Below are 22,641 nucleotides of genomic sequence, written 5' to 3' on the forward strand. Positions count from 1 at the left end.
CGAGCGAATCCAAACGAAAGCAGGAGTGGCTCCGCTAACGCTCCGCCACTCCTGCTGAATCCTAATCTCCTACACTTGGGGCTTTTTTGTACTGTCCACACAATTTGGATCAGTTCACTTCCCGGATGGGAAGAGCAGGGGCGCTGTTTTTATGGGTTCAGAAGCTCAGCGGGGGGACAGATCAGAAGGCGATCTTCTCCTCCAGCCAGCTGCGCAGCTGGTCGATGGGCATACGGACCTGTTCCATGGTGTCGCGGTCGCGGACGGTGACGCAGTTGTCGGCTGCGATGCCCTTGGCCTCGTCGCCCACCGTGTCAAAGTCCACGGTGATGCAGTAGGGAGTGCCGATCTCGTCCTCGCGGCGGTAGCGCTTGCCGATGGAGCCGGTCTCGTCGTAGTCCACCATGAAGTACTTGGACAGCTCGTTGCGGATCTCCATGGCCTTGGGTCCCAGCTTCTTGCTCAGGGGCAGGACGGCGCACTTGAAGGGAGCCAGAGCCGGATGCAGGTGCAGCACGGTGCGGACATCTTCCTTGCCCTTGGCGTCGGTCAGGTGCTCCTCGTCGTAGGCCTCGCACAGGAAGGCCAGGGCCACGCGGTCGCAGCCCAGAGAGGGCTCGATGACGTAGGGGATATAGTGCTCGCCGCTCTCGGCGTCGAAGTACTCCAGGCTCTTGCCCGAGGCCTCCTGATGACGGTTCAGGTCATAGTCGGTGCGGTCGGCAATGCCCCACAGCTCGCCCCAGTCGGTGAACGGGAAGGCGTACTCAATGTCGGTGGTGGCACGGCTGTAGAAGGCCAGCTCGGCGGGCTCATGGTCCCGCAGGCGCAGGTGCTCTTCCTTGATGCCCAGGCTCAGCAGCCAGTTCTTGCAGTACTCCTTCCAGTAGGCGAACCACTCCAGGTCGGTGCCGGGCTTGCAGAAGAACTCGCACTCCATCTGCTCGAACTCGCGGGTGCGGAAGGTGAAGTTGCCCGGGGTGATCTCGTTGCGGAAGGCCTTGCCCACCTGGCACACGCCGAAGGGCAGCTTGCGGCGGGTGGTGCGCTGGATGTTGGCAAAGTTGACAAAGATGCCCTGGGCGGTCTCGGGCCGCAGGTAGCACACCGAGGAGCTGTCCTCGGTGACGCCGATGGCGGTCTTGAACATCAGGTTGAACTTGCGGATGGGGGTGAAGTCGTGCTTGCCGCAGACGGGGCAGACCACCTGCTCGTGCTCGGCGATGAACTGGTCCATCTCGTCAAAGCTCATGGCGTCCACGTTGACGTCGGGGAACTCGTCCGAGATCAGCTTGTCGGCGCGGTGACGGGCCTTGCAGGCGCGGCAGTCCAGCAGGGGGTCCGAGAAGCTGGCCACGTGGCCGGTGGTCACCCAGGTCTGGGGGTTCATCAGGATGGCTGCATCCAGGCCCACGTTGTAGGGGCTCTCCTGCACAAACTTCTTCAGCCATGCCTTCTTGACGTTGTTCTTAAATTCCACGCCCAGGGGGCCGTAGTCCCAGCTGTTGGCCAGGCCGCCGTAAATCTCCGAACCGGGGAAAACGTAGCCCCGGTTCTTGCACAGGGCGACAATCATATCAAGGGTCTTTTCGCTGTGTTCCATAACAAATACATCCTTTCCGTCCGCGGCTGGTTTGCCGTGTCGTTGTGTCGGCCCGGGCCAGCCCCGGGCGCAGTACCTCTTTACTTTACCATGTTCCGCGCAAAATAACAAGGCCTGCAGCGGTTTTGGGGCGGGCGGTGGACAACCGGGGCCGATTGGGCTATACTGATAGCAAAATCATCATCATCCGGCCCCCCGGCCGGGAAAGGATCAGGAACTATGGAAAACTTTGCACAACTGCTGAAGCAATACGCCGAATTCATCGTCCGGGTGGGCTGCAACGTCCAGCCGGGCCAGACCCTGATTATCAGCGCGCCCCTGGCAGCGGCCCCCCTGGCCCGCCTGTGCGTCCGCAGCGCCTTTGAGGCCGGCGCCCGGGATGTCCGGGTGGACTGGAGCGACGACGACGTCACCCGCACCCGGATGGAGCTGGGCGCCGAGGAGGCCCTCTGCGACGTCAAGCCCTATGTCCTGCGCAGCTATCTGGACTACGCCGAGAGCGAGGGCAGCGTCTGCGTCCTGAGCCTCCTGGCCAACGACCCCGAGGCCATGGCCGGCCTGGACGCCGGCAAGGTGAGCCGCGTGTCGGCGGCCCGCCGCAAGGCCCTGCGCCCCTGGCGGGAGTACACCATGAACGACCGGGTGCAGTGGTCCATTGCGGCCATGCCCTCTCCGGCCTGGGCCAAAAAGCTGTTCCCCGACCTGCCGGAGAAGGAAGCCGTGGAAAAGCTCTGGCAGCTGATCTTTGATACCTGCCGCGTCACCGGCGGCGACCCCGTCCACGCCTGGCAGGCTCATCTGGACCGCCTCAAGACCCTGCAGAGCAAGATGAACGCCTTGGACCTGGAGTCGGTACATTTTGAGAGCTCCAACGGCACCGACCTGACGGTGGGCCTGGCCGACGGCGCTGTCTGGGAGAGCGCTTCCAGCGTCAGCGAAAAGGGTTATGTGTTCCTGCCCAACATCCCCACCGAGGAGATTTTCACCGCTCCCCACAAGGATAAGGTCAACGGCGTGGTCTACGGCACCAAGCCCTATATCCACGGCGGCCAGGCCATCAAGGGCTTCCATGTGACCTTTAAGGACGGCCGGATTGTGGAGTACGGCGCCGAGGAAAACGAGGCCCTGCTGGGCGAGATTCTGGACACCGACGAGGGCGCCCGCCACATCGGCGAGGTGGCTCTGGTGCCCGCATCCAGCCCCATCAACCGCAGCGGCGTCATCTTCTACAGCACCCTGTTCGATGAGAACGCCTCCTGCCACATCGCGTTCGGCGCCAGCTATCCCGGCACCACCCGGGGCGGCACCACCCTGTCGGAGGAGGAGCTGGCCGCCCGCGGCATGAACCAGTCCCTCATCCATGAGGACGTCATGATCGGCGCCGAGGATACCCGCATCACCGGCCTCACCCGGGACGGCCGCACCGTGCCTCTGTTTGAGGGCGGCGAGTGGGTCCTGGCTTAATTCATCCGGAAACTTTTGGGAGAAGGAGGGCACGGCCCCTCTTTCTCCCTTTTATTTGGGGAGGGGAAGGGGCCTTTCGGACGGGGAGAGGCCTCTTTTCTTTCAAAATACTTGCATATTCCGCCGATGTGTGGTATATTCTGATAGTACGAATACACGATTGAATGGAAAGTGGGCCGCAAGGTCCGCTTTTCTTGTTTGATATGGAGGTTTAAGCATGGCGAAACAAGCTGGCGGCAATACCGCGCGGCGGGTGGAGGCTCTGGTGCGCCCCATTGTGGAGGGCATGGGCCTGCGGCTTTGGGATGTGGTCTTTGAGAAGGAGGGTCCCGACTGGTACCTGCGCGTTCTGATTGACCGGGACGGCACCATGGATACCGATACCTGCGCAGAAGTTTCCCATGCGCTGGACCCCGTGCTGGATGCGGAGGACCCCATCCCCCAGAGCTACTATCTGGAAGTGGGTTCCCCCGGCCTGGGCCGCCGCCTGACCCGTCCCGAGCACTACGACGCCATGATGGGCCAGAAGATACGTCTGCGTCTGTACCGCCCCGATGCGTCGGGCCGGCGGGATCTGGCCGGCATCCTGACGGCGCGGGAAGAGGACACCATTACCATTGAGACCGAGGCAGGCCCCGCCCAGGTGGCCCTGAGCGCCATCACCATGGCCCGTCTGTGCGACGACGAGGACCTGTTCTGATCCCTGCGGCCCCCAGCGGCGCAGGATTTCTGCCCGGCTCCGCGCCCTTTGGGGCGGGACGCCGGCGTCTGGCCTGTGCCCAGGACGTCCGGGCCGGACGTACACCCTTTGACAGCCTGATTGAATGAGAACATACCGGGAGGAAGACTTAAAAATGGCAGGCAACAACGAATTTTTTGAAGCGCTTACCATGCTGGAACATGAGCGCGGCATCACTGCAGAATACCTGATCGAGAAGATCCGCGCGGCCATCGTCATTGCGGTCAAGAAGAACTACGATGTCGAGGACGACAATGTGGCGGTGGAGATCGACCCCACCACGGGCAAGTTCAACGTTGCCCTGGTGCAGGAGGTCGTGGCCGATGAGGATTGGGTGAGCGAGTATGCCGAGATCCCCCTGAGCAAGGCCCAGACCCTCCGCCGGACCTATCAGCCCGGCGACCGGGTCATCACTCCCCTCAAGACCAAGGAGTTCGGCCGCATCGCTGCACAGACCGCCAAGCACGTGATCCGTCAGGGCATCCGTGAGGCCGAGCGCAGCCAGCAGCTGAGCGAGATCCAGTCCAAGAGCCATGACATCGTCATGGCCACGGTCACCCGCGTGGATCATGAGCGCGGCATCGTGGCGGTGGATATGGGCAAGGGCGGCGAGGCCATCCTGCCCCGCAGCGAGCAGGTGCCCGGCGAGACCTACACCGAGGGCCAGCAGCTGCAGGTGTATATCATCGATGTGGTCAGCACCGAGCGCGGTCCCCGCGTCATGATCAGCCGCACCCACCCCGGCCTGGTCAAGCGCCTGTTTGAGCTGGAGGTCCCCGAGATCTTCGACGGCACCGTCGAGGTCAAGGCCATCAGCCGCGAGGCCGGCACCCGCACCAAGATGGCGGTTGCTTCCCGCGACCCCAACGTCAACCCCGTGTCGGCCTGCATCGGCCCCCGCGGCGACCGTGTGGCCGCTGTGGTGGAGCACCTGCACGGTGAGAAGATCGACATCGTCCAGTGGAGCGAGGACCCCGCCGCCTTCATCGCGTCGGCCCTCAGCCCGGCCAAGGTCCTGAAAGTGGAGCTGCTGCCCGGCGAGACCCGCTCCTGCCGCGTCACCGTGCCCGACGGCCAGCTGAGCCTGGCCATCGGCAACAAGGGTCAGAACGCCCGCCTGTGCGCCCGTCTGACCGGCTATAACATCGATATCCGGCCCGAGAGCGGCTATTACGGCGAGGAAGAAGACAAGCCCGAGGACGCTCCCGTTGAGAGCCCCGCAGCCGAGGCATCGGCTCAGCCGGACGAGGCCGCTGAATAAACAGGGGAGGGAAACGGATGCCGCAAAAGAAGATACCCATGCGCCAGTGCATCGGCTGCCAGACCAGCCGCCCCAAAAAGGAGCTGGTGCGTGTCGTGCGGGGGCCGGACGGCTCCATCAGCATCGACACGGTGGGCAAAAAGCCGGGCCGGGGAGCTTATCTCTGCCCCGACCCTGCCTGCCTGGCCAAGGCGCAGAAGAAAAAGGCGCTGGAGCGCAGCTTTGAACAGCCCGTCCCCGCCGAAGTTTATGAGGCGCTGGCCGCACAGCTGGCCGCCGCCCAGGAGGAGGGAACCGATGCCAAAGCATAACACTGCCCCCAAGAAACCGGCCCTGCCCCCGGAGGACGCATTGTTCCAGGCCCTGAGCCTGTGCCGCAAAGCCGGCAAACTGGTGATGGGCTTTGACGCGGTGGAGGACGCCGCCGTCAAGGGTACGGCCTGGCTGGTTCTCACTGCAGCGGATGCCAGCCCCAAGACGGTGCAGCGCATGGCGCGCAACGTCGGCGACCTGGTGGACGTTCTGCCCACCCCGCTGACCATGGACCGTCTGGCTCCGCTGGGCCGCCGCCCCGTGGCCGTCTTTGCCGTGACAGACCGCAATCTGGCCCGGCTGTGCTACGACCGCCTGGATGCGTGCGGCACCATCAAACACGAGGAGGAAATGACTGAATGATCGTAAAATATAAAGTGACCGATTTTGCAAAGGACACCGGCCTGCCCGTCAGGAAGATCCTCGATACGCTGGCTGCCATCGGCATCGAGGGCAAGAAGAACAGCTCTGTCCTGGAGGAAAAGGACCTGAACGCCCTGCTGGACCGGCTGAGCCGCGACAACAGCGAGGCAGACCTGTCGGCCTTCCTGAACAGCGCCAAGCCCGAGCCCGCCAAGGAGGCAGCTCCTGCCGCCAAGGCCAATGCCCCCAAGGCAGCCGCCAAGAACAACGACAAGGCCGGCAAGGGCGGCAGCGCCCAGGCCGCTGACAACAGCGGCAAGCAGCAGGCGCAGGCTGCCAAGAACAATAACAACAACGGCAATAACGCCAACAACGCCCGCAAGAACCAGCCCCAGCAGCCCCACAAGAAGCGGGACGAGAAGACCGTCTCCTTCAGCGAGCTGGCCCGTGAGACCGGCACCAAGGCATCGGCCGCCGAGGCTGTGGAAGTCAAGCGCGAGAGCAACCAGGTGACGGTGGACACCCGCACCGTGGACGTCAACGTGGACCGCTTCGATGTCCGCTACGACGACCTGGCCTCCACCAAGAATACCGAGAACCGCCGCAAGCCCACTCCCCAGGGCAACAAGCAGAAGTTCTCCCAGCGGACCCAGCGTCAGCGCCAGCAGTTCCAGAAGGGCAAGCGGGAGACCGAGGCCGAGCGGATGCAGCGCATCCAGCTGGAGAAGGCCCGCAATGCCCAGCTGAAGGTTTCCATCCCCGATGAGATCACCATCGCCGACCTGGCCGCCCGCCTGAAGCAGCAGGCCAGCAAGGTCATCGCCAAGTGCATGCAGATGGGCGAGATGCACGCCATCAACGACGTCATCGACTTTGATACCGCCTGCCTGATCGCCGAGGAGTTCCACGCCAAGGTGGAGCACGAGGTCCACGTCACCATCGAGGAGCGCCTGTTTGTGCAGGAGGAGGACAACGAGGCCGATCTGGTGTCCCGTCCGCCGGTTGTCTGCGTCATGGGCCACGTCGACCACGGCAAGACCAGTATTCTGGACGCCATCCGCAAGACCAACGTCACCGCAGGCGAGGCCGGCGGCATCACCCAGGCCATCGGTGCATACCAGGTCAAGGTGGGCAACGACCTGATTACCTTCCTGGATACCCCGGGCCATGAGGCATTCACCTCCATGCGTGCCCGCGGCGCCAACATGACCGATATTGCGGTCCTGGTGGTGGCTGCCGACGACGGCATCATGCCCCAGACCATTGAGTCCATCAACCACGCCAAGGCCGCCGACGTCAAGGTCATCGTGGCCATCAACAAGATGGATAAACCCACCGCCAACCCCGAGCGCGTCATGGAGGATCTGACCAAGTACGGCCTGATCTCCGAGGACTGGGGCGGCGATACCGCTTGCATCCCCGTGTCGGCTCTCACCGGCATGGGCATCAATGACCTGCTGGAGCGGATCGCTCTGGAGGCCGAGGTCATGGAGCTGAAGGCCAACCCCAACCGCCGCGGCAAGGGCGCCGTGGTGGAGGCCCGTCTGGACAAGGGCCAGGGCCCCATCGCCACCCTGCTGGTCCAGAACGGTACCCTGCACGCCGGCGACGTCCTGATTGCCGGCACCGCCGTGGGCCGTGTCCGCACCATGCGGGACGACAAGGGCCGCGCCATCACCACCGCCGGCCCCTCCACCCCTGTGGAGATCACCGGTCTGACCGCTGTGCCTGAGGCCGGCGACCTGTTCGAGGCCGTCGAGGACGAGCGCCTGGCCCGTGAGCTGGCCGAGAAGCGCGCTGCCGCCGCCCGCGAGAAGCAGTTCTCCGCCTTCCAGAAGGTCACCCTGGATAATCTGTTCAACCAGATGGCCCAGAATGACATGAAGGAGCTGGCCATCGTGGTCAAGGCCGACGTCCAGGGCTCTGCCGAGGCCGTCAAGCAGTCGCTGGAGAAGCTGTCCAACGAGGAGGTCCGGGTCCGGGTCATCCACGCCGGCGTCGGCGCCATCAGCAAGTCCGACGTGGACCTGGCTGACGCTTCCAACGCCATCATCATCGGCTTCAACGTCCGTCCCGACAACATCGCCAAGGAAGAAGCTGCCGCCACCAAGGTGGAAATGCGTATGTACCGCGTCATCTACGACGCCATCAACGATGTTTCGGACGCTATGAAGGGTATGCTGGCTCCCAAGTTCCGCGAGGTTTCTCTGGGCGAGCTGCAGGTCCGCCAGGTGTACAAGATCAGCAGCGTGGGCACCGTCGCCGGCTGCCGCGTCACCTCCGGCAAGATCACCCGCGACAGCAAGATCCGCGTGGTCCGTGACGGCATCGTCATCGCCGAGGACGAGATCGCATCCCTCCGCCGCTTCAAGGACGACGTCAAGGAAGTGGCCGACGGCTACGAGTGCGGCGTCACCCTGGAGAAGTTCTCCGACGTCAAGGAGGGCGACGTGTACGAAGCCTTCCGCATGGAGGAGTACAGAGACTGAGAATCCCCGGCCCGGGGCCGTGGTCCCGGCGGGTAAAATCTTATGGAATCAACGCTTTTTTCACGTCTTGTGAGAAAGGAGCAACACCGTGTCTGAGAAAAACATGGGCCGTCTGGCGCAGGACATGAAGCGGGAGATCATTGCCATCATCTCCCGGCTGAAGGACCCGCGTCTGTCCGGCGGCCTTCTGACCGTCACCCGGCTGGACGTCACGCCCGACCTGGATGTGGCGAAAGTTTATGTGAGCGTGCTGGGCAACCCGGAGGGTCCCGCGCCGGTCATCAAGGCTCTGAACTGCGCCGCCGGCCATGTCCGCACCGAAATCAGCCGCAAAATGCACATCCGCAAGGCTCCCCGCCTGATCTTCGTCGAGGACGACGGCGCAGCCTATGCGGCCCATATCAACGAGCTGCTCAAGGAACTGAACGTGGACAGCGGGCCGGACGCCTCTGAGGAGGCCGACGGGGAATAACCCGCCCGCGGAAAGGACAAAACACTTATGACCGAACCGCTGAATGTGGAGCAGGCGGCCGCCATGCTGCGGAACGCCGACAACATTCTGATCCTCTGCCATAAAAACCCCGACGGCGACACCATCGGCTGCGGCAGCGCATTGTATTATGCGCTGGCCTCCCTGGGCAAGACGGCGGCCGTCCTGTGTTCCGATCCCATCCCCCGCCGGCTCAGCTATACCCGGCCCCGGCTGTTCCGGGGCGAGTTTGAGCCGGGTCTGGTGGTGGCGGTGGACGTGGCCGGGACCCAGCTTTTCGGGGACAGCGGCTTGATGCCGTCCTACAGCCGCCGGGTGGATCTGTGCATTGACCACCACGCCGGAAACAACGGCTACGCCCAGTACACCCTGCTGAACCCCGAGGCCGCCGCGGCAGCTGAGCTGCTGTGGGAGGTCATCGAGGCCATGGGGGTGCAGCTGGACTCCCAGATGGCCGACTGCCTCTACACCGGCCTGGCCACCGACACCGGCTGTTTCCGGTTTGCCAACACCAAAGCCAAGACCCACCGGGTGGCGGCCCGCCTGATGGAGGCGGGGGCCCGGGTGGAGGAGCTGAACACCCTGCTCTTTGCCACCAAGACCCGGGGACAGATGGAGGCCGAGCGGATCGCCCGCAGCCATCTGGAATACGCTCTGGATGGCCGGTGCGCCCTGATCTGGCTGGACCGGGACGAAATCGAGGCCAGCCAGGCCGACCCCTCCGACCTGGAGGAGCTGACCGCCCTGCCCATCGGCATCGAGGGGGTCAAGATCGGCCTGACCTTCCGTCAGCAGCCCGGCGGCAGCTGGCGGGTGAGCATCCGCACCGCCAACGGGGTGGATGCGGTGGCAGTGGCCCGGCGCCTGGGCGGCGGCGGCCATCTGCGGGCGTCCGGCTGTGAGCTGCTGGGTACCCTGGACAATGCCAAGAGCGCCGTTCTGGCCGAGGCGAAAGCCGTTCTGGACCAGAGCGGGGAGGAGGCATAATGCAGGGAATCCTCATCGTTGACAAGCCCGCCGGCTGGACCAGCTTTGACGTCATCGCCAAGATGCGGGGGGTGCTGGGCACCCGGAAGCTGGGCCACAGCGGCACGCTGGACCCCATGGCCACCGGCGTCCTGCCGGTGTTCTGCGGGGGAGCCAGCAAGGCGGTGGACCTCCAGCTCAACCACGACAAAACCTATCGGGCCACCCTGCGGCTGGGCAGCCGCACCGACACCGGCGATATCACCGGCACGGTGCTGAAAACCCGCCCCGTCACCGCCGGAGAGGCGGAACTGAAAGACATCCTGCCCCGGTTTGTGGGGCCCCAGATGCAGGTGCCGCCCATGTACTCGGCGGTGAAGATCAACGGCCAGCCCCTCTACAAGGCGGCCCGCCAGGGCCTGACGGTGGAGCGGAAGGCCCGCCCCATCGAGATTTACGGCATCACCTATGAGGGCAGCCCCGCCCCGGGGGAGTACACCCTGACGGTCCGCTGCTCCAAAGGAACCTATATCCGCACCCTGCTGGAAGATATCGCCCAGGGGATGGGCCAGCTGGGGACCATGAGCGCCCTGCGCCGCACCCAGGCGGGCCTGTTCGCCGAGGCGGACGCCCACACCCTGGAGGAAATTCTGGCCGCCAAAGAGGCCGGCCCCGACGCACTGGAAGGGCTGCTGCTGCCGGTGGAGCGGGTGTTTGAACCGCTGCCCCTGCTGAAGGTCAGCCCCGGCGTGGCCCAGCACCTCTACAATGGCTGCCCCACCAGCCGCTACCCGGCCCCCGACGGCCGCTACCGCGTGCAGGATGAGGCGGGGCAGTTCCTGGGCCTGGCCAACATCACCGGCGGCGTGCTGCGGGTGGAAAAGCTCTTTGTAGAGCGCGGATGAGGCCGCAGGCCCCGATCAATCTTTTGGGAATCAGAAACTATGCAGATTTATCCAACCATGTCGCCCCTGGAACTCGGGGGCAAGCAGGGCAGCGCGGTGGCGCTGGGCTATTTTGACGGCATCCACATCGGCCACCGGTCGGTGATCGGCGGGGCGGTGGACTGGGCCGCAGCCCATGGCGCAGCCCCGGCGGTGTTCACCTTCAAGCTGCCCGCCGGCAGCAAGATCAAGGGCCGCCGCCTCTTTTCCGCCGAGGACAAGCACCGTCTGGTGGCGGGCCTGGGGGTGGAACACTATCTGGTGCCCGCCTTTGAGGACATCCAGGCCATGACCCCCGACCAGTTCGTCCGGGGCCTGGTAGCAGACTGTCAGGCCCGGGCCTTCTTCTGCGGGGAAAACTTCACCTTCGGCGCCAAGGCCGCCGGAAACCCGGCCCTGCTGCAGGAACTCTGCGCCCCCCTGGGGGTGGAGGTTCATATCCTGCCCATGGCGCAGTATGAGGGCAAGCCGGTTTCCTCCACCCGCATCCGGGCGGCGCTGGAGGGGGGCGACATCCCCGCCGCCAATGGAATGCTGGGTGCACCCTACGCCATCCGGTTCCCGGTGCGGCATGGCCAGGGCCTGGGCCACACCCTGGGGGTGCCCACCATCAACCAGATTTACCCCGACGGCTATCAGCTGCCCCGGTACGGCATCTACATCACCCGCACCTGGATCGGCGGCAAGGCGTATCCCTCGGCCACCGGCCTGGGCAGCCGCCCCACCGTCAACGACGACCCCGCCAAGGTCACCTGCGAGACCTTTATTCCCGGCTTCTCGGGGGACCTGTACGGCGCGGACCCGGTGGTGGAGTTCCACACCTACCTGAGCCCCAGCAAGAAGTTCGATACGCTGGACGAGCTGTGTGCCTGCATCCAGAACGCCGCCCGCCGGGCACAGGAATACTTCCAATAAGAAAAAGACCTGCCTCCTGTTTTCAGGACGGCAGGTCTTTTTGTTGTCGGTCAGCGGGTTTGTCAGACCCAGAGGGATGGGTTCTGATAGCGGGCGTCCAGCTCGGCGCTGAAAATCCGTCCGTTCAGAATCTGGCGGATCACCAGCTCCTTGGTGCTGTCCGGGACGCTGTTGTCGGCGTCCAGCCGGTCCAGAACAACGCCGCAGTCCGACGGGGTGTCCTGGAGGGTGAAGGCGGCCGAATCGGCGCTGTTCCCGGCGTCCAGCACCAGGGCCCGGGGAGAGGCGGCGGTCCAGGGCTGCCAGTCCACCCCGGCGCCGTCGGGTGTGCCGGTGCGGATGAAGGAGCGGAAGGCCGCGGTGAACCGGTCGGACAGGGCAACAAAGCCGGGGCTGCTGAGGGAGACAAAACCGGGAAGGTTGTTTTCACCCGACAGCAGGGGAAGGCTGATGCCGTGGTAGGACCCAAGGCCCATGGCCCGGATGGGGCTGGCGCTGTCTGCGCCGCCGTAAGCGATCTCGCACACCCAGACAGGGGCAGCGGAACGGCTGGACAGGGAGGCTGCGGCGGCTCCGCCGTTGAAAATCCGGTACAGCTCGGAGCCGTAGGCGGTGGCAAAATCCCGGGCCGCGGCGGTGTCGGCGGCGCTGAGGCCGTTGGTCTGCACCGTGGTGGTCAGGGGATTGAACAGGCTGAACTCGGTGGTGCCGGTCACCAGCAGCAGGGGAACCGGGCAGGACAGGGGAGCGTCCAGGCCGTTTTCAGGCAGGAGAACCCCATCCGCAAACAGGTGGGGGAAGCTGCTCATCCGAATCCCGCCGCCGTCGGCCATCAGCAGGCAGACCCGGGCGGGGTCCAGATCGTACAGCCAGCGGGTCACGTCCTCGCCGTTGGTGAGAAGCCAGTCCGCCGCTGCGGTTGGGTCGGAGAACAGGCCGTCCTCCACTGCCAGAGGCGCAAAGGCCGCGGCGGTCTGGCGGGCGCTGGCGTCGGGGTCGGCCATGGTCAGCCCGCCCGACAGGGACACCGCCCGCTGGAACCGCCCTGCAAAATAGGGGCTGGCCAGCATGGCCAGCACATCCCGTCCGCCGGCGGAAAAGCCCATGGCGGTGACATTGGCGGGGTCGCCGCCGAAAGGGGCAATGTTTTCCTGCACCCAGTCAAAGGCTTTGGCGGCGTCCAGCAGGGCATAGTTGCCGGTGCTGTCGGGGCCGTTCTGGAGGGCGGGCAGGCTGTTGAAGCCCAGCAGGCCCAGCCGGTACCCCACCGATACAAGGACGCATTCGGCCCGGGCGGACAGGGAGCCGCCCGGCAGTTCCTCCGGGGAACCGGTGCGGTTGCCGCCGCCGTGGAAATACACCACCACCGGCAGCCCGGCGGCGCCGTCCGGAGCATAAACGTCCAGCTTGAGACAGTCCTCGGTGCCGGCGGCCATCCCGTTGCAGCACTGCAGGGCCATGGGTGCGGGCGCGGTGCAGTCCAGCGGATCGGACCAGGGGGCCGGGTCCTGGGGCGGCTGCCAGCGCAGCGACCCCGACGGGGCGGCGCCGTAGGGCACCCCGTACCAGGCCAGACCGCCTCCGGTCCCGTTTTCCCGGCCCTGGACCGGGCCAAAGGAGGTGGGCCGGAGGGTGCCCTGCAGAGGAGCGGAAGGGGGTTCGGCCTGGCTGGCCTGGGCCGGCAGGCCGCCGGCCAGACCGGCCGCCGTCAGGGCCCCCGCTTTCAGAAAGCCTCGCCGTGAAATGTTCATGGTTGATTTACTTCCTTTCTGTTGCACTGCTTACCAGTATAACAAAACATCCCCCGAACACAAGTGAAAATTCCGTGGCAGAGCCTCCGGCAGAACTACCTAAAATTGTTTCAACAATTCGGGGGTTTTGTGCTTGCTTTTTGTACGTTTTTTTGCTATACTATCCACGTTACCGCGGCGCAGCGATGGGAGTATGCCCGTTTGCGAGGGAAGACCGTTTCCCACCGCTTTGTCACGGCAGAAATAATAGAAAGAGGTATTTTTCCATGAACAAACAGGAAGTTATGGCCAAGGTTGCCCTCAACGAGAAGGACACCGGTTCCCCCGAGGTTCAGGTCGCTCTGCTGACCGCTCACATCAATGAGCTGAACGAGCACCTCAAGAAGAACCCCAACGATCACCACAGCCGCCGCGGTCTGCTGAAGATGGTTGGCCGCCGCCGCAATCTGCTGGCTTACCTGCAGAAGAAGGATGTGGAGCGCTACCGCGCCCTGATCGCTACGCTGGGTCTGCGCAAGTAATTTCAATGAACGAGGGGGCAGGCACCATCCAAAGGTGCCTGCCTTTTTCCTTAGGGTGGATTTTTGGCCGGGTATTGGTAAGCCGGGCCGCCGCTGCGTGTTGCAGCAGTAAATCGGGCGTCTGAGAGGCGCACGCCCCTCTGGGACGTCGGATTTATTGCTATAGCTCGCGGCGGCCGGCCTGATGATATGCCGGGCGCCCCAGCGCCCGGACAAACAAGGAGGTAACTACATGGCAATCGAATTCGGCTCCCGCAAAGAGACCTTCCCCAACTACAAGGTCTATGAGATGGAACTGGCAGGCCGCCCGTTCAAGGTCGAGATGGGCAAAATGTGCGGGCTGTCCAACGCCAGTGCTCTGATCCGCTACGGCGAGACCGTTGTGCTGTGCAACGTCACGATGAGCCCCAAGCCCCGGGAAGGGGTGGACTTCTTCCCCCTGAGCGTCGAGTATGAGGAGAAGCTGTACGCAGCGGGCCGCATCCCCGGCAGCTTCATGCGCCGTGAAGGCCGTCCCGGCGAGCGTGCCATCCTGACCAGCCGGGTGGTGGACCGCCCCATGCGCCCCCTGTTCCCCAAGGAAATGCGCAATGACGTCTGCATCACCATGACCGTCATGAGCCTGGACCCCGACTGCAGCCCCGAGATCGCCGGCATGATCGGCGCCTCTCTGGTGACCGCCGTGTCCGAGATTCCCTGGAACGGCCCCATCGGCGGCGTCCAGGTGGGCCTGGTGGACGGCGAAATCGTCCTGAACCCCACCTATGAGCAGCGCCGGGTCAGCGACCTGGCCCTGACGGTGGCCGGCACCATGGACAAGATCGTCATGATCGAGGCCGGCGCCAACGAGGTGGACGAGGACACCATGCTCAACGCCATCAAGACCGCCCATGTGGAGATCAAGAAGACCATCGCCTTCATCAACGAGATCGTGGCCGAGCGGGGCAAGGACAAGGTTCAGTTCCAGACCGCCGGCATCGATATGGAGATCTTCCACGCCGTCCATGACAAGTACCTCGACCGGTTCAAGGCCGCCATGGACACCGACGACAAGAACGTCCGCGACGCAGCCCTGCTGCCTATCCTGGACGACATCGCCGCCGAGTACCCCGACCTGACCGCCGCCGACCTGGATCTCATCAGCTACAAGATGCAGAAGCAGGTGGTTCGCCGCTGGCTGCTGGATGAGGGCAAGCGCGTGGACGGCCGCGGCATCAACGAGATTCGTCCTCTGGCCGCCGAAGTGGGCATCCTGCCCCGCGTCCATGGCTCGGGCATGTTCACCCGCGGCCAGACCCAGGTGCTGACCACCTGCACCCTGGGCGGCACCAAGGACAGCCAGCTGATGGACGACCTGACCGATGAGCAGACCAAGCGCTACATCCATCACTATAACTTCCCGCCGTACTCGGTGGGCGAGGCCCGCGCACCCCGCAGCCCCGGCCGCCGCGAGATCGGCCACGGCGCTCTGGCTGAACGCGCTCTGGTGCCGGTGCTGCCCTCCATGGAGGACTTCCCCTACACCATCCGCTGCGTCTCTGAGGTCCTGAGCTCCAACGGCTCCACCTCTCAGGCTTCCATCTGCGGCTCCACCCTGGCCCTGATGGACGCAGGCGTGCCCATCAAGGCCCCCGTGGCCGGCATCTCCTGCGGCCTCATCACCGAGGGCGACCGCTGGATGACCATGCTGGACATCCAGGGCGTGGAGGACTTCCACGGCGATATGGACTTTAAGGTGGGCGGCACCCGCAAGGGCATTACCGCCATCCAGATGGACATCAAGATCGACGGCCTGACCTACGACATCATTGCGGATGCCTTTGAGAAGTGCCGCAAGGGCCGCCTGTATATCCTGGACGAGATCATCAAGCCGGTCATCGCCCAGCCCCGTCCCGAGCTGAGCCGCTGGGCACCCAAGATGTTCAGCATCGTCATCCCCACCGACAAGATCAAGGATGTCATCGGCAAGGGCGGCAAGGTGATCCAGGAGATCTGCGCCAACTGCAACTGCAAGATCGATGTCCAGGAGGACGGCCACGTCTTCGTCTCGGCCATCGACCAGGAGGACGCCAAGCGGGCCATCTTCACCATCAAGACCATTGTGGAGGACCCCGAGATCGGCGCCATCTACAAGGGCAAGGTCACCCGCCTGATGAACTTCGGCGCATTCGTTGAGATTGCCCCGGGCAAGGAAGGCCTGGTCCACATCTCCAAGCTGGACACCAAGCGTGTCGAGCGGGTGGAGGATGTGGTGGCTGTGGGCGACGCCATCGTGGTCAAGGTCACCGACATTGACCAGCAGGGCCGCATCAACCTGTCCCGCCGCGACGCCATCATCGCGCTGGAGGCCCGCAAGAACAGCCAGAACAAGGAATCCTGATTGACTTAAAGCGCACAAAAGCCGCTTCCCCTGCCGGGGAGGCGGCTTTTTTGATGGGGCAGGGAAGGCGGGAAAAAGAAAAAACTGTTTTTCCTATAAAAATACAGTTGTTTGTCTTGCATAGACGCCTGGGTTTTGCTATTATAAAGGAAACTGCTGCGAGGGTGCAGCGGCGGATGCAGTTTGAAAAAGAGAGGGGTATTGTTATGTACAAGGAAATGATGGACACCATCGGTCTGGTCAACGGCGTGGACCCGGAAGTGGGCGCGGCCATGGGCCGTGAGCTCACCCGTCAGCGGGAAAACATCGAGCTGATCGCCAGCGAGAACATCGTCTCTCCGGCGGTGATGGCCGCCATGGGCAGCGTGCTGACCAACAAGTACGCCGAAGGCCTGCCCGGCAAACGGTATTACGGCGGCTGCGTCTACGTGGACGAAGTGGAAAACATCGCCATCCGCCGCGCCTGTGAGCTGTTCGGCGCCAAGTACGCCAACGTGCAGCCCCACTCAGGTGCCCAGGCCAACCTGGCGGTCTACTTCGCCCTGCTGGAGCTGGGGGACACCGTCATGGGCATGGATCTGTCCCAGGGCGGTCACCTGACCCATGGCTCCCCGGTGAATATGTCGGGCAAAAATTACCACTTCTTCTCCTACGGCGTGGGGGAGGATGGCCGCATCGACTACGTGGAGCTGGAAAAGGCGGTCAAAAAGGTCTGTCCCAAGATGCTGGTGGCGGGCGCATCGGCCTATCCCCGGGCCATTGATTTCGAGAAGCTGGCCGAGATCGCCCACGGCTACGGCGCATATCTGATGGTGGATATGGCCCACATCGCCGGCCTGGTGGCAGGCGGCGCCCATCAGAGCCCGGTGCCCTACGCCGACGTGGTGACCACCACCACCCATAAGACCCTGCGTGGTCCCCGCGGCGGCCTGATCCTCACCAATAACGCCGTTCTGGCCAAGCGGATCAACTCGGCTGTGTTCCCCGGCACCCAGGGCGGCCCCCTGGAGCACGTCATCGCCGGCAAGGCGGTCTGCTTCGGCGAGGCCCTCAAGCCCGAGTTCAAGGCCTATGCCCATAAGATCGTGGAGAATGCCCAGGTCATGGCAGCCGAGCTGCAGGCCCGGGGCGTCCAGCTGGTTTCGGGCGGCACCGACAATCACCTGATGCTGGTGGACCTGCGTCAGGAGGAGTGCACCGGCAAGGAGCTGGAGGCCCGTCTGGACGCCGTCCACATCACCGCCAACAAGAACACCGTCCCCGGCGAGACCCGCAGCCCCTTTGTGACCTCGGGCGTCCGTCTGGGCACCCCGGCGGTCACCACCCGCGGCATGGGCGCCGAGGAGATGAAGATCATCGCCAACTGCATCGCCGACTGCATCTGGCACTTCGATGAAAAGAAGGACGACATCGCAGCCCGGGTGCTGGCTCTGACCAAGCAGTTCCCCCTGTACGAATAATCCCATACACAACAAAGGGCGAAGCCGCAATGGCTTCGCCCTTTTTCTGTCGATGGATTTTTACGGTTTGGCGCTGGGGTTGGACCGGGCCGCCACCTGTTCGTGGGTGGGGGGAATGTCCCCCTGGGCCGCCTTTTCCAGATGGCTGATGCGCTGGTCCAGGGCGGTGATCCGCTGGGAGACAATATCCGGCAGATCCTGCTGGTCCAGATCGTCGGCGGGATTCACCGACTTGTTGTTGATCCGCACCACCTCCGCCGGCACGCCCACGGCGGTGCAGTTGGCGGGCAGGTTGTGGAGCACCACGCTGCCGGCGCCCACCCGGGCGTTGTCCCCGATGTACACCGGGCCCAGCACCTTGGAGCCTGCGCCGATCAGCACGTTATCCCCCAGGGTGGGGTGACGCTTACCGGTGTCCTTGCCGGTGCCGCCCAGGGTGACCCCATGGTAGATGGTGCAGTTGTCGCCGATCTCGGTGGTCTCGCCAAAGACGATCCCCATGCCGTGGTCGATGAACAGGTTTTTGCCGATGGTGGCGCCGGGATGGATTTCGATGCCGGTCTTATGCCGGCCCCGCTGGCTGATCCACCGCGCCAGGAAAAAATGTCCCCGCTGGTAGAGCCAATGGGCGATTTTGTGGTATACTAAGATGTGAAAACCCGGGTACAACAGGATAACTTCGATTACGCTGCGTGCGGCCGGGTCTTTGCGCTGAATATTGCGCGCGTCGTCAAGCAGACCCATGGACGTACCTCCTTCATATCCGAAAGCGATTGGCATGTGAATGTGTTTTTATTTTAGCACAGCCGGCGGCCAAAGTACAGCGCGCCGGTCACACAGAAGCGGGTTTTTGGCCTGCCAGCGGGGGAATTTGGACCCCTATGCAGAATTTTTGTAAGCTTTACTAAAAATTTCCGGGCATGGACGTACTACTTCTCACAAACAAAATTGCAGATGTTATTGACACTTTTTGCGTTTCTATGATAAAATACCTGAAAGACAATTGCAGAAAGGGGAACCTGTATTTTATGATGTGCGTCTGCGGCGTTGAGAAGCTGAAGATGTGCTTTGCAGCCGGTTTTTTCGCAGCCGGTTTGTTCCCCATTTTCAAAATTTGAACTTTTCCCGTCTGGGAAAAGTTTTTTTTTGCCCGCGCCGGGACAGGCGCGGCTTCAAAAAGGAGGAAGCGGTCATGCTGATTCAACATGCAGTGGACGTCCATGGAGAAGAAATCGAACTCTACCTCAGCGAGGGCAAAATCCAGGCGGTGGGCCGTGGTCTGGCGGCCCTGGCCGGCCCGGAGGACGCCGTCCTGGACGCAGGGGGGCTGACGGTTCTGCCCGCCTTTGTGGACTTGCACGTCCACTGGCGTACCCCCGGCTTTGAATATAAGGAGGACGTCACCACCGGCAGCCATGCGGCGGCGGCCGGCGGCTATACCTTTGTCAATCTGATGCCCAACACCAAGCCGGTCTGTTCCTCGGCGGCCCAGGCGGCCATGATCGAGGACGAGGCCGCCCGGGTGGGCCTGTGCGACGCCAACCAGACGGTGTCCATCACCGAGAACTTTGACGGCCACACCCTGGACCACCTGAAAACCCTTCCCGAGTCGGTGCGCTTTGTCACCGAGGACGGCCACGGGGTTCAGAGCGCCAGCGTGATGGCCAAGGCCTTCGCCATCTGCCACCAGAAGGGGATCACCATTATGAGCCACGCCGAGGACATGGAGATCAGCCCCTGGGACTACCGGCTGGCCGAGGACGTGGAAACCCTGCGGAACTGCTGGCTCAGCGAGTACTACCAGACCCGGCTGCATATGTGCCATGTCTCCACCCGCGGGGCCATCGAGGCCATCCGCATCGCCAAGCTGCGGGGCGCGCCGGTCACCTGTGAGGTGACCCCCCACCACCTGTGGTTCACCGAGGATCTGTGCGATTACCGGGTCAATCCCCCCATCCGCACCGCCGACGATGTGGCGGCCCTGGTGGACGCCATCCAGGACGGCACCGTGGACGCCATCGCCACCGACCACGCTCCCCACTCGGAGGAGGACAAGGCGGCGGGCGCCGCCGGCATGGTGGGCAGCGAGACGGCCTTCGGCGTCTGCTACACCAAGCTGTGCCGCGGCGAGGGTCTGCCCCTGGAGCTGCTGAGCGAGCTGATGAGCAGCCGCCCCGCCCAGATTCTGGGCCTGAACAAGGGCCGTCTGGAGCCCGGCTACGACGCCGACCTGGTTCTGGTGGATCTGGATACCCCCTACACGGTGGACCGGGACAAGCTCCACTCCAAATCGAAGAACAGCCCTTATCAGGGGGCTGCACTCTATGGCCGTGTCTGCGCCACCATCAAAGGCGGTCAGCTGACCTATCAGGCTGAGTAAGATCAAAAGAAAGGGAATGATGCTATGATGACCAACATGGATAAGCTGTATGAGGCAGTCGAGGCTCGGGGCCCGGTCTGCGTCGGTCTGGACACCGATTTCTCCTATCTGCCCGAGGATTTTGTGGACACCGCTCTGAGCAAGGGCGAGAACATTGTCCGCTTCAACAAGGCTCTGATCGAGGCCACCAAGGCGGTCGCCGGCTGCTACAAGGTGCAGATCGCTTACTATGAGGCTCTGGGTCTGGACGGCCTGCGGGCTTACGCTGAGACCCTGCGGGCTGTCCGCGCCGCCGGCGTGCCCGTGATCGCTGACATCAAGCGGGGCGACATCGCCAAGACCGCCGAGATGTACGCCATCGGCCACTTCACCGGTGATTTCGAGGCCGATTTCGTCACCCTGGCCCCCTACATGGGCCTGGATTCCATCAGCCCCTATCTGCCCTACGCCGAAAAGGCCGGCAAGGGCATGTTCGTCCTCTGCCGCACCTCCAACGGCGGCGCCAAGGACTTTGAGTATGAGAAGCTGGCCGACGGCCGCCACGTCTACGACCTGGTGGGCGACAAGCTCAACGAGCTGGGCAAGGGCTACATGGGCGAGCACGGCTACTCCTCCATCGGCCTGGTCATCGGCGGCACCCACATCGAGGAGGCCTCCGAGATCCGCGCACGGTATCAGGACAGCTTCTTCCTGATCCCCGGCTACGGCGCCCAGGGCGGCAAGGCTGAGGACATCGCCCAGTACCTGAACAAGGGCAACGGCGGCACCGTCAACTCCAGCCGCGGCATCCTGCTGGCCTACAAGAAGCAGCCCGGCGTGGCCTTCGACGAGGCCGCCTACAACGAGTGCGTCAACATGAAGGAGGCCATTGCCCATGCGTGCAGCCTGCTGTAAGGCCACCGTCCTGGGCCAGAGCAACGTGGCGTCGGACGTCCGGCTGCTGCGGGTCCTCTGGCCGGACCCCGGCCACGCCCCCCACGCGGGGCAGTTCTTCACCCTGCGCAGCTGGGGCGCAGGGGAGGCGCCGTTCCTCTCCCGGCCCATCAGTGTCCACAAGTGGGAGCCTGAGACGTTGACCGTCTCCTTCCTGTATCAGATTGTGGGCCAGGGCACCGAAAAGCTGGCCGCCCTGACCGAGGGCGACTTCATCCAGCTCACCGGCCCCATGGGCAACGGCTTCGATGTGCCCGCCATCGCCGAGAAATACCAGAAGATCGCCCTGGTGGGCGGCGGCATCGGCACCGCCCCCATGTACCAGCTGGCCCGGGAACTGGCCGCCGCAGGCCGCCAGCCCGACGTCTTTTTCGGCTTCCGGGACGAGCCCTACTGCATGGAGCAGTACCGCGGCCTGGCCGGCATCGTCAAGGTGTCCACCGACAGCGGCCGGTTCGGCTTCCATGGCTTTGTCACCCAGCTGTATGACCCGGCGGACTACGATATCGTCCTGATCTGCGGCCCCACGCCCATGATGAAGAATGCCGCCCGCCTCTGTGCGGAGAAGGGCACCCCCTGCCTGGTCAGCCTGGAAAAGAAGATGGCCTGCGGCATCGGCGCCTGCCTGGGCTGCACCATCGAGACCGCCTCGGGCGCCAGGAGCGTCTGTAAGGACGGCCCTGTCTTTGCAGGAACGGAGGTGTTTGGATGGCAGACCTGAGAACCAACCTCCTCGGCTTCACCATGAACAGCCCCATCATCGGCGCGTCTGGTACGGTGGGCTACGGAGTCGAGTATGAGGACCTGGCCGATTTCAGCAAGATCGGCGGCATTTCCGGCAAGGGACTGACCCTTCACGGCCAGTTCGGCAACAAGGGCGAGCGCCTGTGGGAGACTCCTTCGGGCCTCATCAACAGCATCGGCCTGCAGAACCCCGGCGTGCAGCACTTCATCGACGTGGAGCTGCCCGAGATGCTCAGCCTGAAACGGCAGTACGGCACGGTGGCCATTGCGAATCTGGGCGGCCACAGTGAGGAAGAATATGTGGAGGGCGCAGCCCTGCTGAACGACAGCGCTGTGGACATTGTGGAGCTGAACATCAGCTGTCCCAACGTCAAGCAGGGCGGCATGGCTTACGGCGTCAAGGCCGACGCCGCCGGCGAGGTGGTGCGGATGGTCCGCGACGTCTGCAAAAAGCCCCTGATGGTCAAGCTCAGCCCCCAGGCGGAGAACATCCCCGAGATGTGCAAGGCGGTGGAAGCTGCCGGCGCCGACGCCATCAGCCTGACCAACACCTTCCAGGCCTGCGCCATCGACCTGGAAAAGCGCCGTCCCGTCTTTGACAACATCTTCGCGGGCCTGTCGGGCCCGGCGGTGCGGCCCATTGCCCTGCGGATGGTCTGGCAGGCGGTGGGTGCAGTCCAGATCCCTGTGGTGGGCCTGGGCGGCATCGCAACCGGCCGGGACGCCCTGGAGTTCATCATGGCGGGCGCCGCCGCAGTCCAGGTGGGCGCGGCCAACTTCGCCAACCCCCGGGCCATGGAGACCATCGCCGACGAGATGGCCGCCTGGATGGATGCCCACGGGGTGGCCAGCCTGGATGAAATCCGCGGCTGCGCCCGGTGAATATACCTAAAAAATGACATATATTCATTAAAATAAGAATATAA

General features: G+C 63.9%; 20 protein-coding genes. 17 read left to right on the forward strand and 3 right to left on the reverse strand.

The features are described 5' to 3' along the window. Nucleotides 1-181: 181 nt before the first annotated feature. Nucleotides 182-1,603, reverse strand: coding sequence for a glycine--tRNA ligase (locus B5F27_RS12145; RefSeq protein ID WP_087368137.1), 1,422 nt, complete (start codon nucleotides 1,601-1,603; stop codon nucleotides 182-184). Nucleotides 1,604-1,822: 219 nt separating this feature from the next. Between B5F27_RS12145 and B5F27_RS12150 the strand changes: the two genes are divergently transcribed. The 10 genes from B5F27_RS12150 (at nucleotide 1,823) to B5F27_RS12195 (ending at nucleotide 11,546) form a co-directional block, all read left to right on the forward strand. Further along, on the forward strand, nucleotides 1,823-3,067 hold the full coding sequence (locus tag B5F27_RS12150; protein ID WP_087368140.1) for an aminopeptidase: 1,245 nt from the start codon (nucleotides 1,823-1,825) through the stop codon (nucleotides 3,065-3,067). A gap of 217 nt (nucleotides 3,068-3,284) precedes the next feature. Beyond that, nucleotides 3,285-3,767, forward strand: a complete 483-nt coding sequence (gene rimP / locus B5F27_RS12155) for a ribosome maturation factor RimP (protein ID WP_087248428.1) — start codon at nucleotides 3,285-3,287, stop codon at nucleotides 3,765-3,767. Between the two features lie 154 nt (nucleotides 3,768-3,921). Continuing rightward, nucleotides 3,922-5,067, forward strand: coding sequence for a transcription termination factor NusA (gene nusA / locus B5F27_RS12160; RefSeq protein ID WP_087248426.1), 1,146 nt, complete (start codon nucleotides 3,922-3,924; stop codon nucleotides 5,065-5,067). Nucleotides 5,068-5,084: 17 nt separating this feature from the next. After that, a complete protein-coding gene (locus B5F27_RS12165) occupies nucleotides 5,085-5,378 on the forward strand; it encodes a YlxR family protein (RefSeq protein ID WP_087248424.1) in 294 nt (97 codons plus the stop codon). After that, complete coding sequence (locus tag B5F27_RS12170; protein WP_087248422.1) at nucleotides 5,365-5,742, forward strand: 50S ribosomal protein L7ae; 378 nt, start codon at nucleotides 5,365-5,367, stop codon at nucleotides 5,740-5,742. Before B5F27_RS12165 ends, B5F27_RS12170 begins: the two co-directional genes overlap by 14 nt. Continuing rightward, the gene (gene infB, locus B5F27_RS12175; protein ID WP_087368143.1) at nucleotides 5,739-8,231 is read left to right on the forward strand and encodes a translation initiation factor IF-2; all 2,493 of its coding nucleotides are present in this window, start codon (nucleotides 5,739-5,741) and stop codon (nucleotides 8,229-8,231) included. The genes B5F27_RS12170 and infB overlap by 4 nt, the downstream gene beginning before the upstream one ends. An 88-nt stretch (nucleotides 8,232-8,319) precedes the next feature. Next, on the forward strand, nucleotides 8,320-8,703 hold the full coding sequence (rbfA, locus tag B5F27_RS12180) for a 30S ribosome-binding factor RbfA (RefSeq protein WP_087248418.1): 384 nt from the start codon (nucleotides 8,320-8,322) through the stop codon (nucleotides 8,701-8,703). 27 nt (nucleotides 8,704-8,730) lie between these two features. After that, complete coding sequence (locus tag B5F27_RS12185) at nucleotides 8,731-9,708, forward strand: bifunctional oligoribonuclease/PAP phosphatase NrnA (protein WP_087248416.1); 978 nt, start codon at nucleotides 8,731-8,733, stop codon at nucleotides 9,706-9,708. After that, nucleotides 9,708-10,592 (forward strand): tRNA pseudouridine(55) synthase TruB, encoded by an 885-nt coding sequence (truB, locus tag B5F27_RS12190; RefSeq protein WP_087368146.1) that lies wholly within the window; start codon nucleotides 9,708-9,710, stop codon nucleotides 10,590-10,592. Before B5F27_RS12185 ends, truB begins: the two co-directional genes overlap by 1 nt. Nucleotides 10,593-10,631: 39 nt before the next feature. Then, nucleotides 10,632-11,546 carry a riboflavin kinase gene (locus B5F27_RS12195; RefSeq protein ID WP_087368149.1) on the forward strand — a complete coding sequence of 305 codons (915 nt, stop codon included), beginning with the start codon at nucleotides 10,632-10,634 and terminating at the stop codon, nucleotides 11,544-11,546. Between the two features lie 62 nt (nucleotides 11,547-11,608). Here B5F27_RS12195 and B5F27_RS12200 read toward each other — a convergent pair whose 3' ends face one another. Further along, complete coding sequence (locus B5F27_RS12200; RefSeq protein WP_087368153.1) at nucleotides 11,609-13,297, reverse strand: carboxylesterase family protein; 1,689 nt, start codon at nucleotides 13,295-13,297, stop codon at nucleotides 11,609-11,611. 266 nt (nucleotides 13,298-13,563) lie between these two features. On the opposite strand from B5F27_RS12200, the gene rpsO reads away from it, so the two are divergent. From rpsO to glyA, 3 genes are all read left to right on the forward strand, one after another. Beyond that, on the forward strand, nucleotides 13,564-13,818 hold the full coding sequence (rpsO, locus tag B5F27_RS12205; protein WP_087232972.1) for a 30S ribosomal protein S15: 255 nt from the start codon (nucleotides 13,564-13,566) through the stop codon (nucleotides 13,816-13,818). Between the two features lie 232 nt (nucleotides 13,819-14,050). After that, nucleotides 14,051-16,198: a polyribonucleotide nucleotidyltransferase gene (locus B5F27_RS12210; RefSeq protein WP_087248410.1), complete on the forward strand. Its 2,148-nt coding sequence runs from the start codon at nucleotides 14,051-14,053 to the stop codon at nucleotides 16,196-16,198. 206 nt (nucleotides 16,199-16,404) lie between these two features. Next, on the forward strand, nucleotides 16,405-17,658 hold the full coding sequence (gene glyA / locus B5F27_RS12215) for a serine hydroxymethyltransferase (RefSeq protein ID WP_087368156.1): 1,254 nt from the start codon (nucleotides 16,405-16,407) through the stop codon (nucleotides 17,656-17,658). 60 nt (nucleotides 17,659-17,718) lie between these two features. Here glyA and epsC read toward each other — a convergent pair whose 3' ends face one another. After that, on the reverse strand, nucleotides 17,719-18,402 hold the full coding sequence (gene epsC, locus B5F27_RS12220; protein WP_087248406.1) for a serine O-acetyltransferase EpsC: 684 nt from the start codon (nucleotides 18,400-18,402) through the stop codon (nucleotides 17,719-17,721). Between the two features lie 448 nt (nucleotides 18,403-18,850). On the opposite strand from epsC, the gene B5F27_RS12230 reads away from it, so the two are divergent. The 4 genes from B5F27_RS12230 to B5F27_RS12245 are packed head-to-tail and all read left to right on the forward strand — an operon-like array spanning nucleotide 18,851 to nucleotide 22,597. Continuing rightward, the gene (locus B5F27_RS12230; RefSeq protein ID WP_087368160.1) at nucleotides 18,851-20,038 is read left to right on the forward strand and encodes a dihydroorotase; all 1,188 of its coding nucleotides are present in this window, start codon (nucleotides 18,851-18,853) and stop codon (nucleotides 20,036-20,038) included. 27 nt (nucleotides 20,039-20,065) lie between these two features. Continuing rightward, a complete protein-coding gene (gene pyrF, locus B5F27_RS12235; protein WP_087248438.1) occupies nucleotides 20,066-20,932 on the forward strand; it encodes an orotidine-5'-phosphate decarboxylase in 867 nt (288 codons plus the stop codon). After that, on the forward strand, nucleotides 20,913-21,692 hold the full coding sequence (locus B5F27_RS12240) for a dihydroorotate dehydrogenase electron transfer subunit (protein WP_087368162.1): 780 nt from the start codon (nucleotides 20,913-20,915) through the stop codon (nucleotides 21,690-21,692). The genes pyrF and B5F27_RS12240 overlap by 20 nt, the downstream gene beginning before the upstream one ends. Then, nucleotides 21,680-22,597, forward strand: a complete 918-nt coding sequence (locus tag B5F27_RS12245; protein ID WP_087368164.1) for a dihydroorotate dehydrogenase — start codon at nucleotides 21,680-21,682, stop codon at nucleotides 22,595-22,597. Before B5F27_RS12240 ends, B5F27_RS12245 begins: the two co-directional genes overlap by 13 nt. Nucleotides 22,598-22,641: the final 44 nt, after the last annotated feature.

The sequence above is a fragment of the Faecalibacterium sp. An192 genome (genome assembly GCF_002160175.1).
Classification (GTDB): domain Bacteria; phylum Bacillota; class Clostridia; order Oscillospirales; family Ruminococcaceae; genus Faecalibacterium.

Bases quoted from the DNA above. Each gene is read 5' to 3' on its own strand.
- B5F27_RS12145 (WP_087368137.1), bottom strand. From the start codon at position 1,603: ATGGAACACAGCGAAAAGACCCTTGATATGATTGTCGCCCTGTGCAAG.
- B5F27_RS12150 (WP_087368140.1), top strand. From the start codon at position 1,823: ATGGAAAACTTTGCACAACTGCTGAAGCAATACGCCGAATTCATCGTC.
- rimP (WP_087248428.1), top strand. From the start codon at position 3,285: ATGGCGAAACAAGCTGGCGGCAATACCGCGCGGCGGGTGGAGGCTCTG.
- nusA (WP_087248426.1), top strand. From the start codon at position 3,922: ATGGCAGGCAACAACGAATTTTTTGAAGCGCTTACCATGCTGGAACAT.
- B5F27_RS12165 (WP_087248424.1), top strand. From the start codon at position 5,085: ATGCCGCAAAAGAAGATACCCATGCGCCAGTGCATCGGCTGCCAGACC.
- B5F27_RS12170 (WP_087248422.1), top strand. From the start codon at position 5,365: ATGCCAAAGCATAACACTGCCCCCAAGAAACCGGCCCTGCCCCCGGAG.
- infB (WP_087368143.1), top strand. From the start codon at position 5,739: ATGATCGTAAAATATAAAGTGACCGATTTTGCAAAGGACACCGGCCTG.
- B5F27_RS12185 (WP_087248416.1), top strand. From the start codon at position 8,731: ATGACCGAACCGCTGAATGTGGAGCAGGCGGCCGCCATGCTGCGGAAC.
- truB (WP_087368146.1), top strand. From the start codon at position 9,708: ATGCAGGGAATCCTCATCGTTGACAAGCCCGCCGGCTGGACCAGCTTT.
- B5F27_RS12195 (WP_087368149.1), top strand. From the start codon at position 10,632: ATGCAGATTTATCCAACCATGTCGCCCCTGGAACTCGGGGGCAAGCAG.
- B5F27_RS12200 (WP_087368153.1), bottom strand. From the start codon at position 13,297: ATGAACATTTCACGGCGAGGCTTTCTGAAAGCGGGGGCCCTGACGGCG.
- rpsO (WP_087232972.1), top strand. From the start codon at position 13,564: ATGAACAAACAGGAAGTTATGGCCAAGGTTGCCCTCAACGAGAAGGAC.
- B5F27_RS12210 (WP_087248410.1), top strand. From the start codon at position 14,051: ATGGCAATCGAATTCGGCTCCCGCAAAGAGACCTTCCCCAACTACAAG.
- glyA (WP_087368156.1), top strand. From the start codon at position 16,405: ATGTACAAGGAAATGATGGACACCATCGGTCTGGTCAACGGCGTGGAC.
- epsC (WP_087248406.1), bottom strand. From the start codon at position 18,402: ATGGGTCTGCTTGACGACGCGCGCAATATTCAGCGCAAAGACCCGGCC.
- B5F27_RS12230 (WP_087368160.1), top strand. From the start codon at position 18,851: ATGCTGATTCAACATGCAGTGGACGTCCATGGAGAAGAAATCGAACTC.
- pyrF (WP_087248438.1), top strand. From the start codon at position 20,066: ATGACCAACATGGATAAGCTGTATGAGGCAGTCGAGGCTCGGGGCCCG.
- B5F27_RS12240 (WP_087368162.1), top strand. From the start codon at position 20,913: ATGCGTGCAGCCTGCTGTAAGGCCACCGTCCTGGGCCAGAGCAACGTG.
- B5F27_RS12245 (WP_087368164.1), top strand. From the start codon at position 21,680: ATGGCAGACCTGAGAACCAACCTCCTCGGCTTCACCATGAACAGCCCC.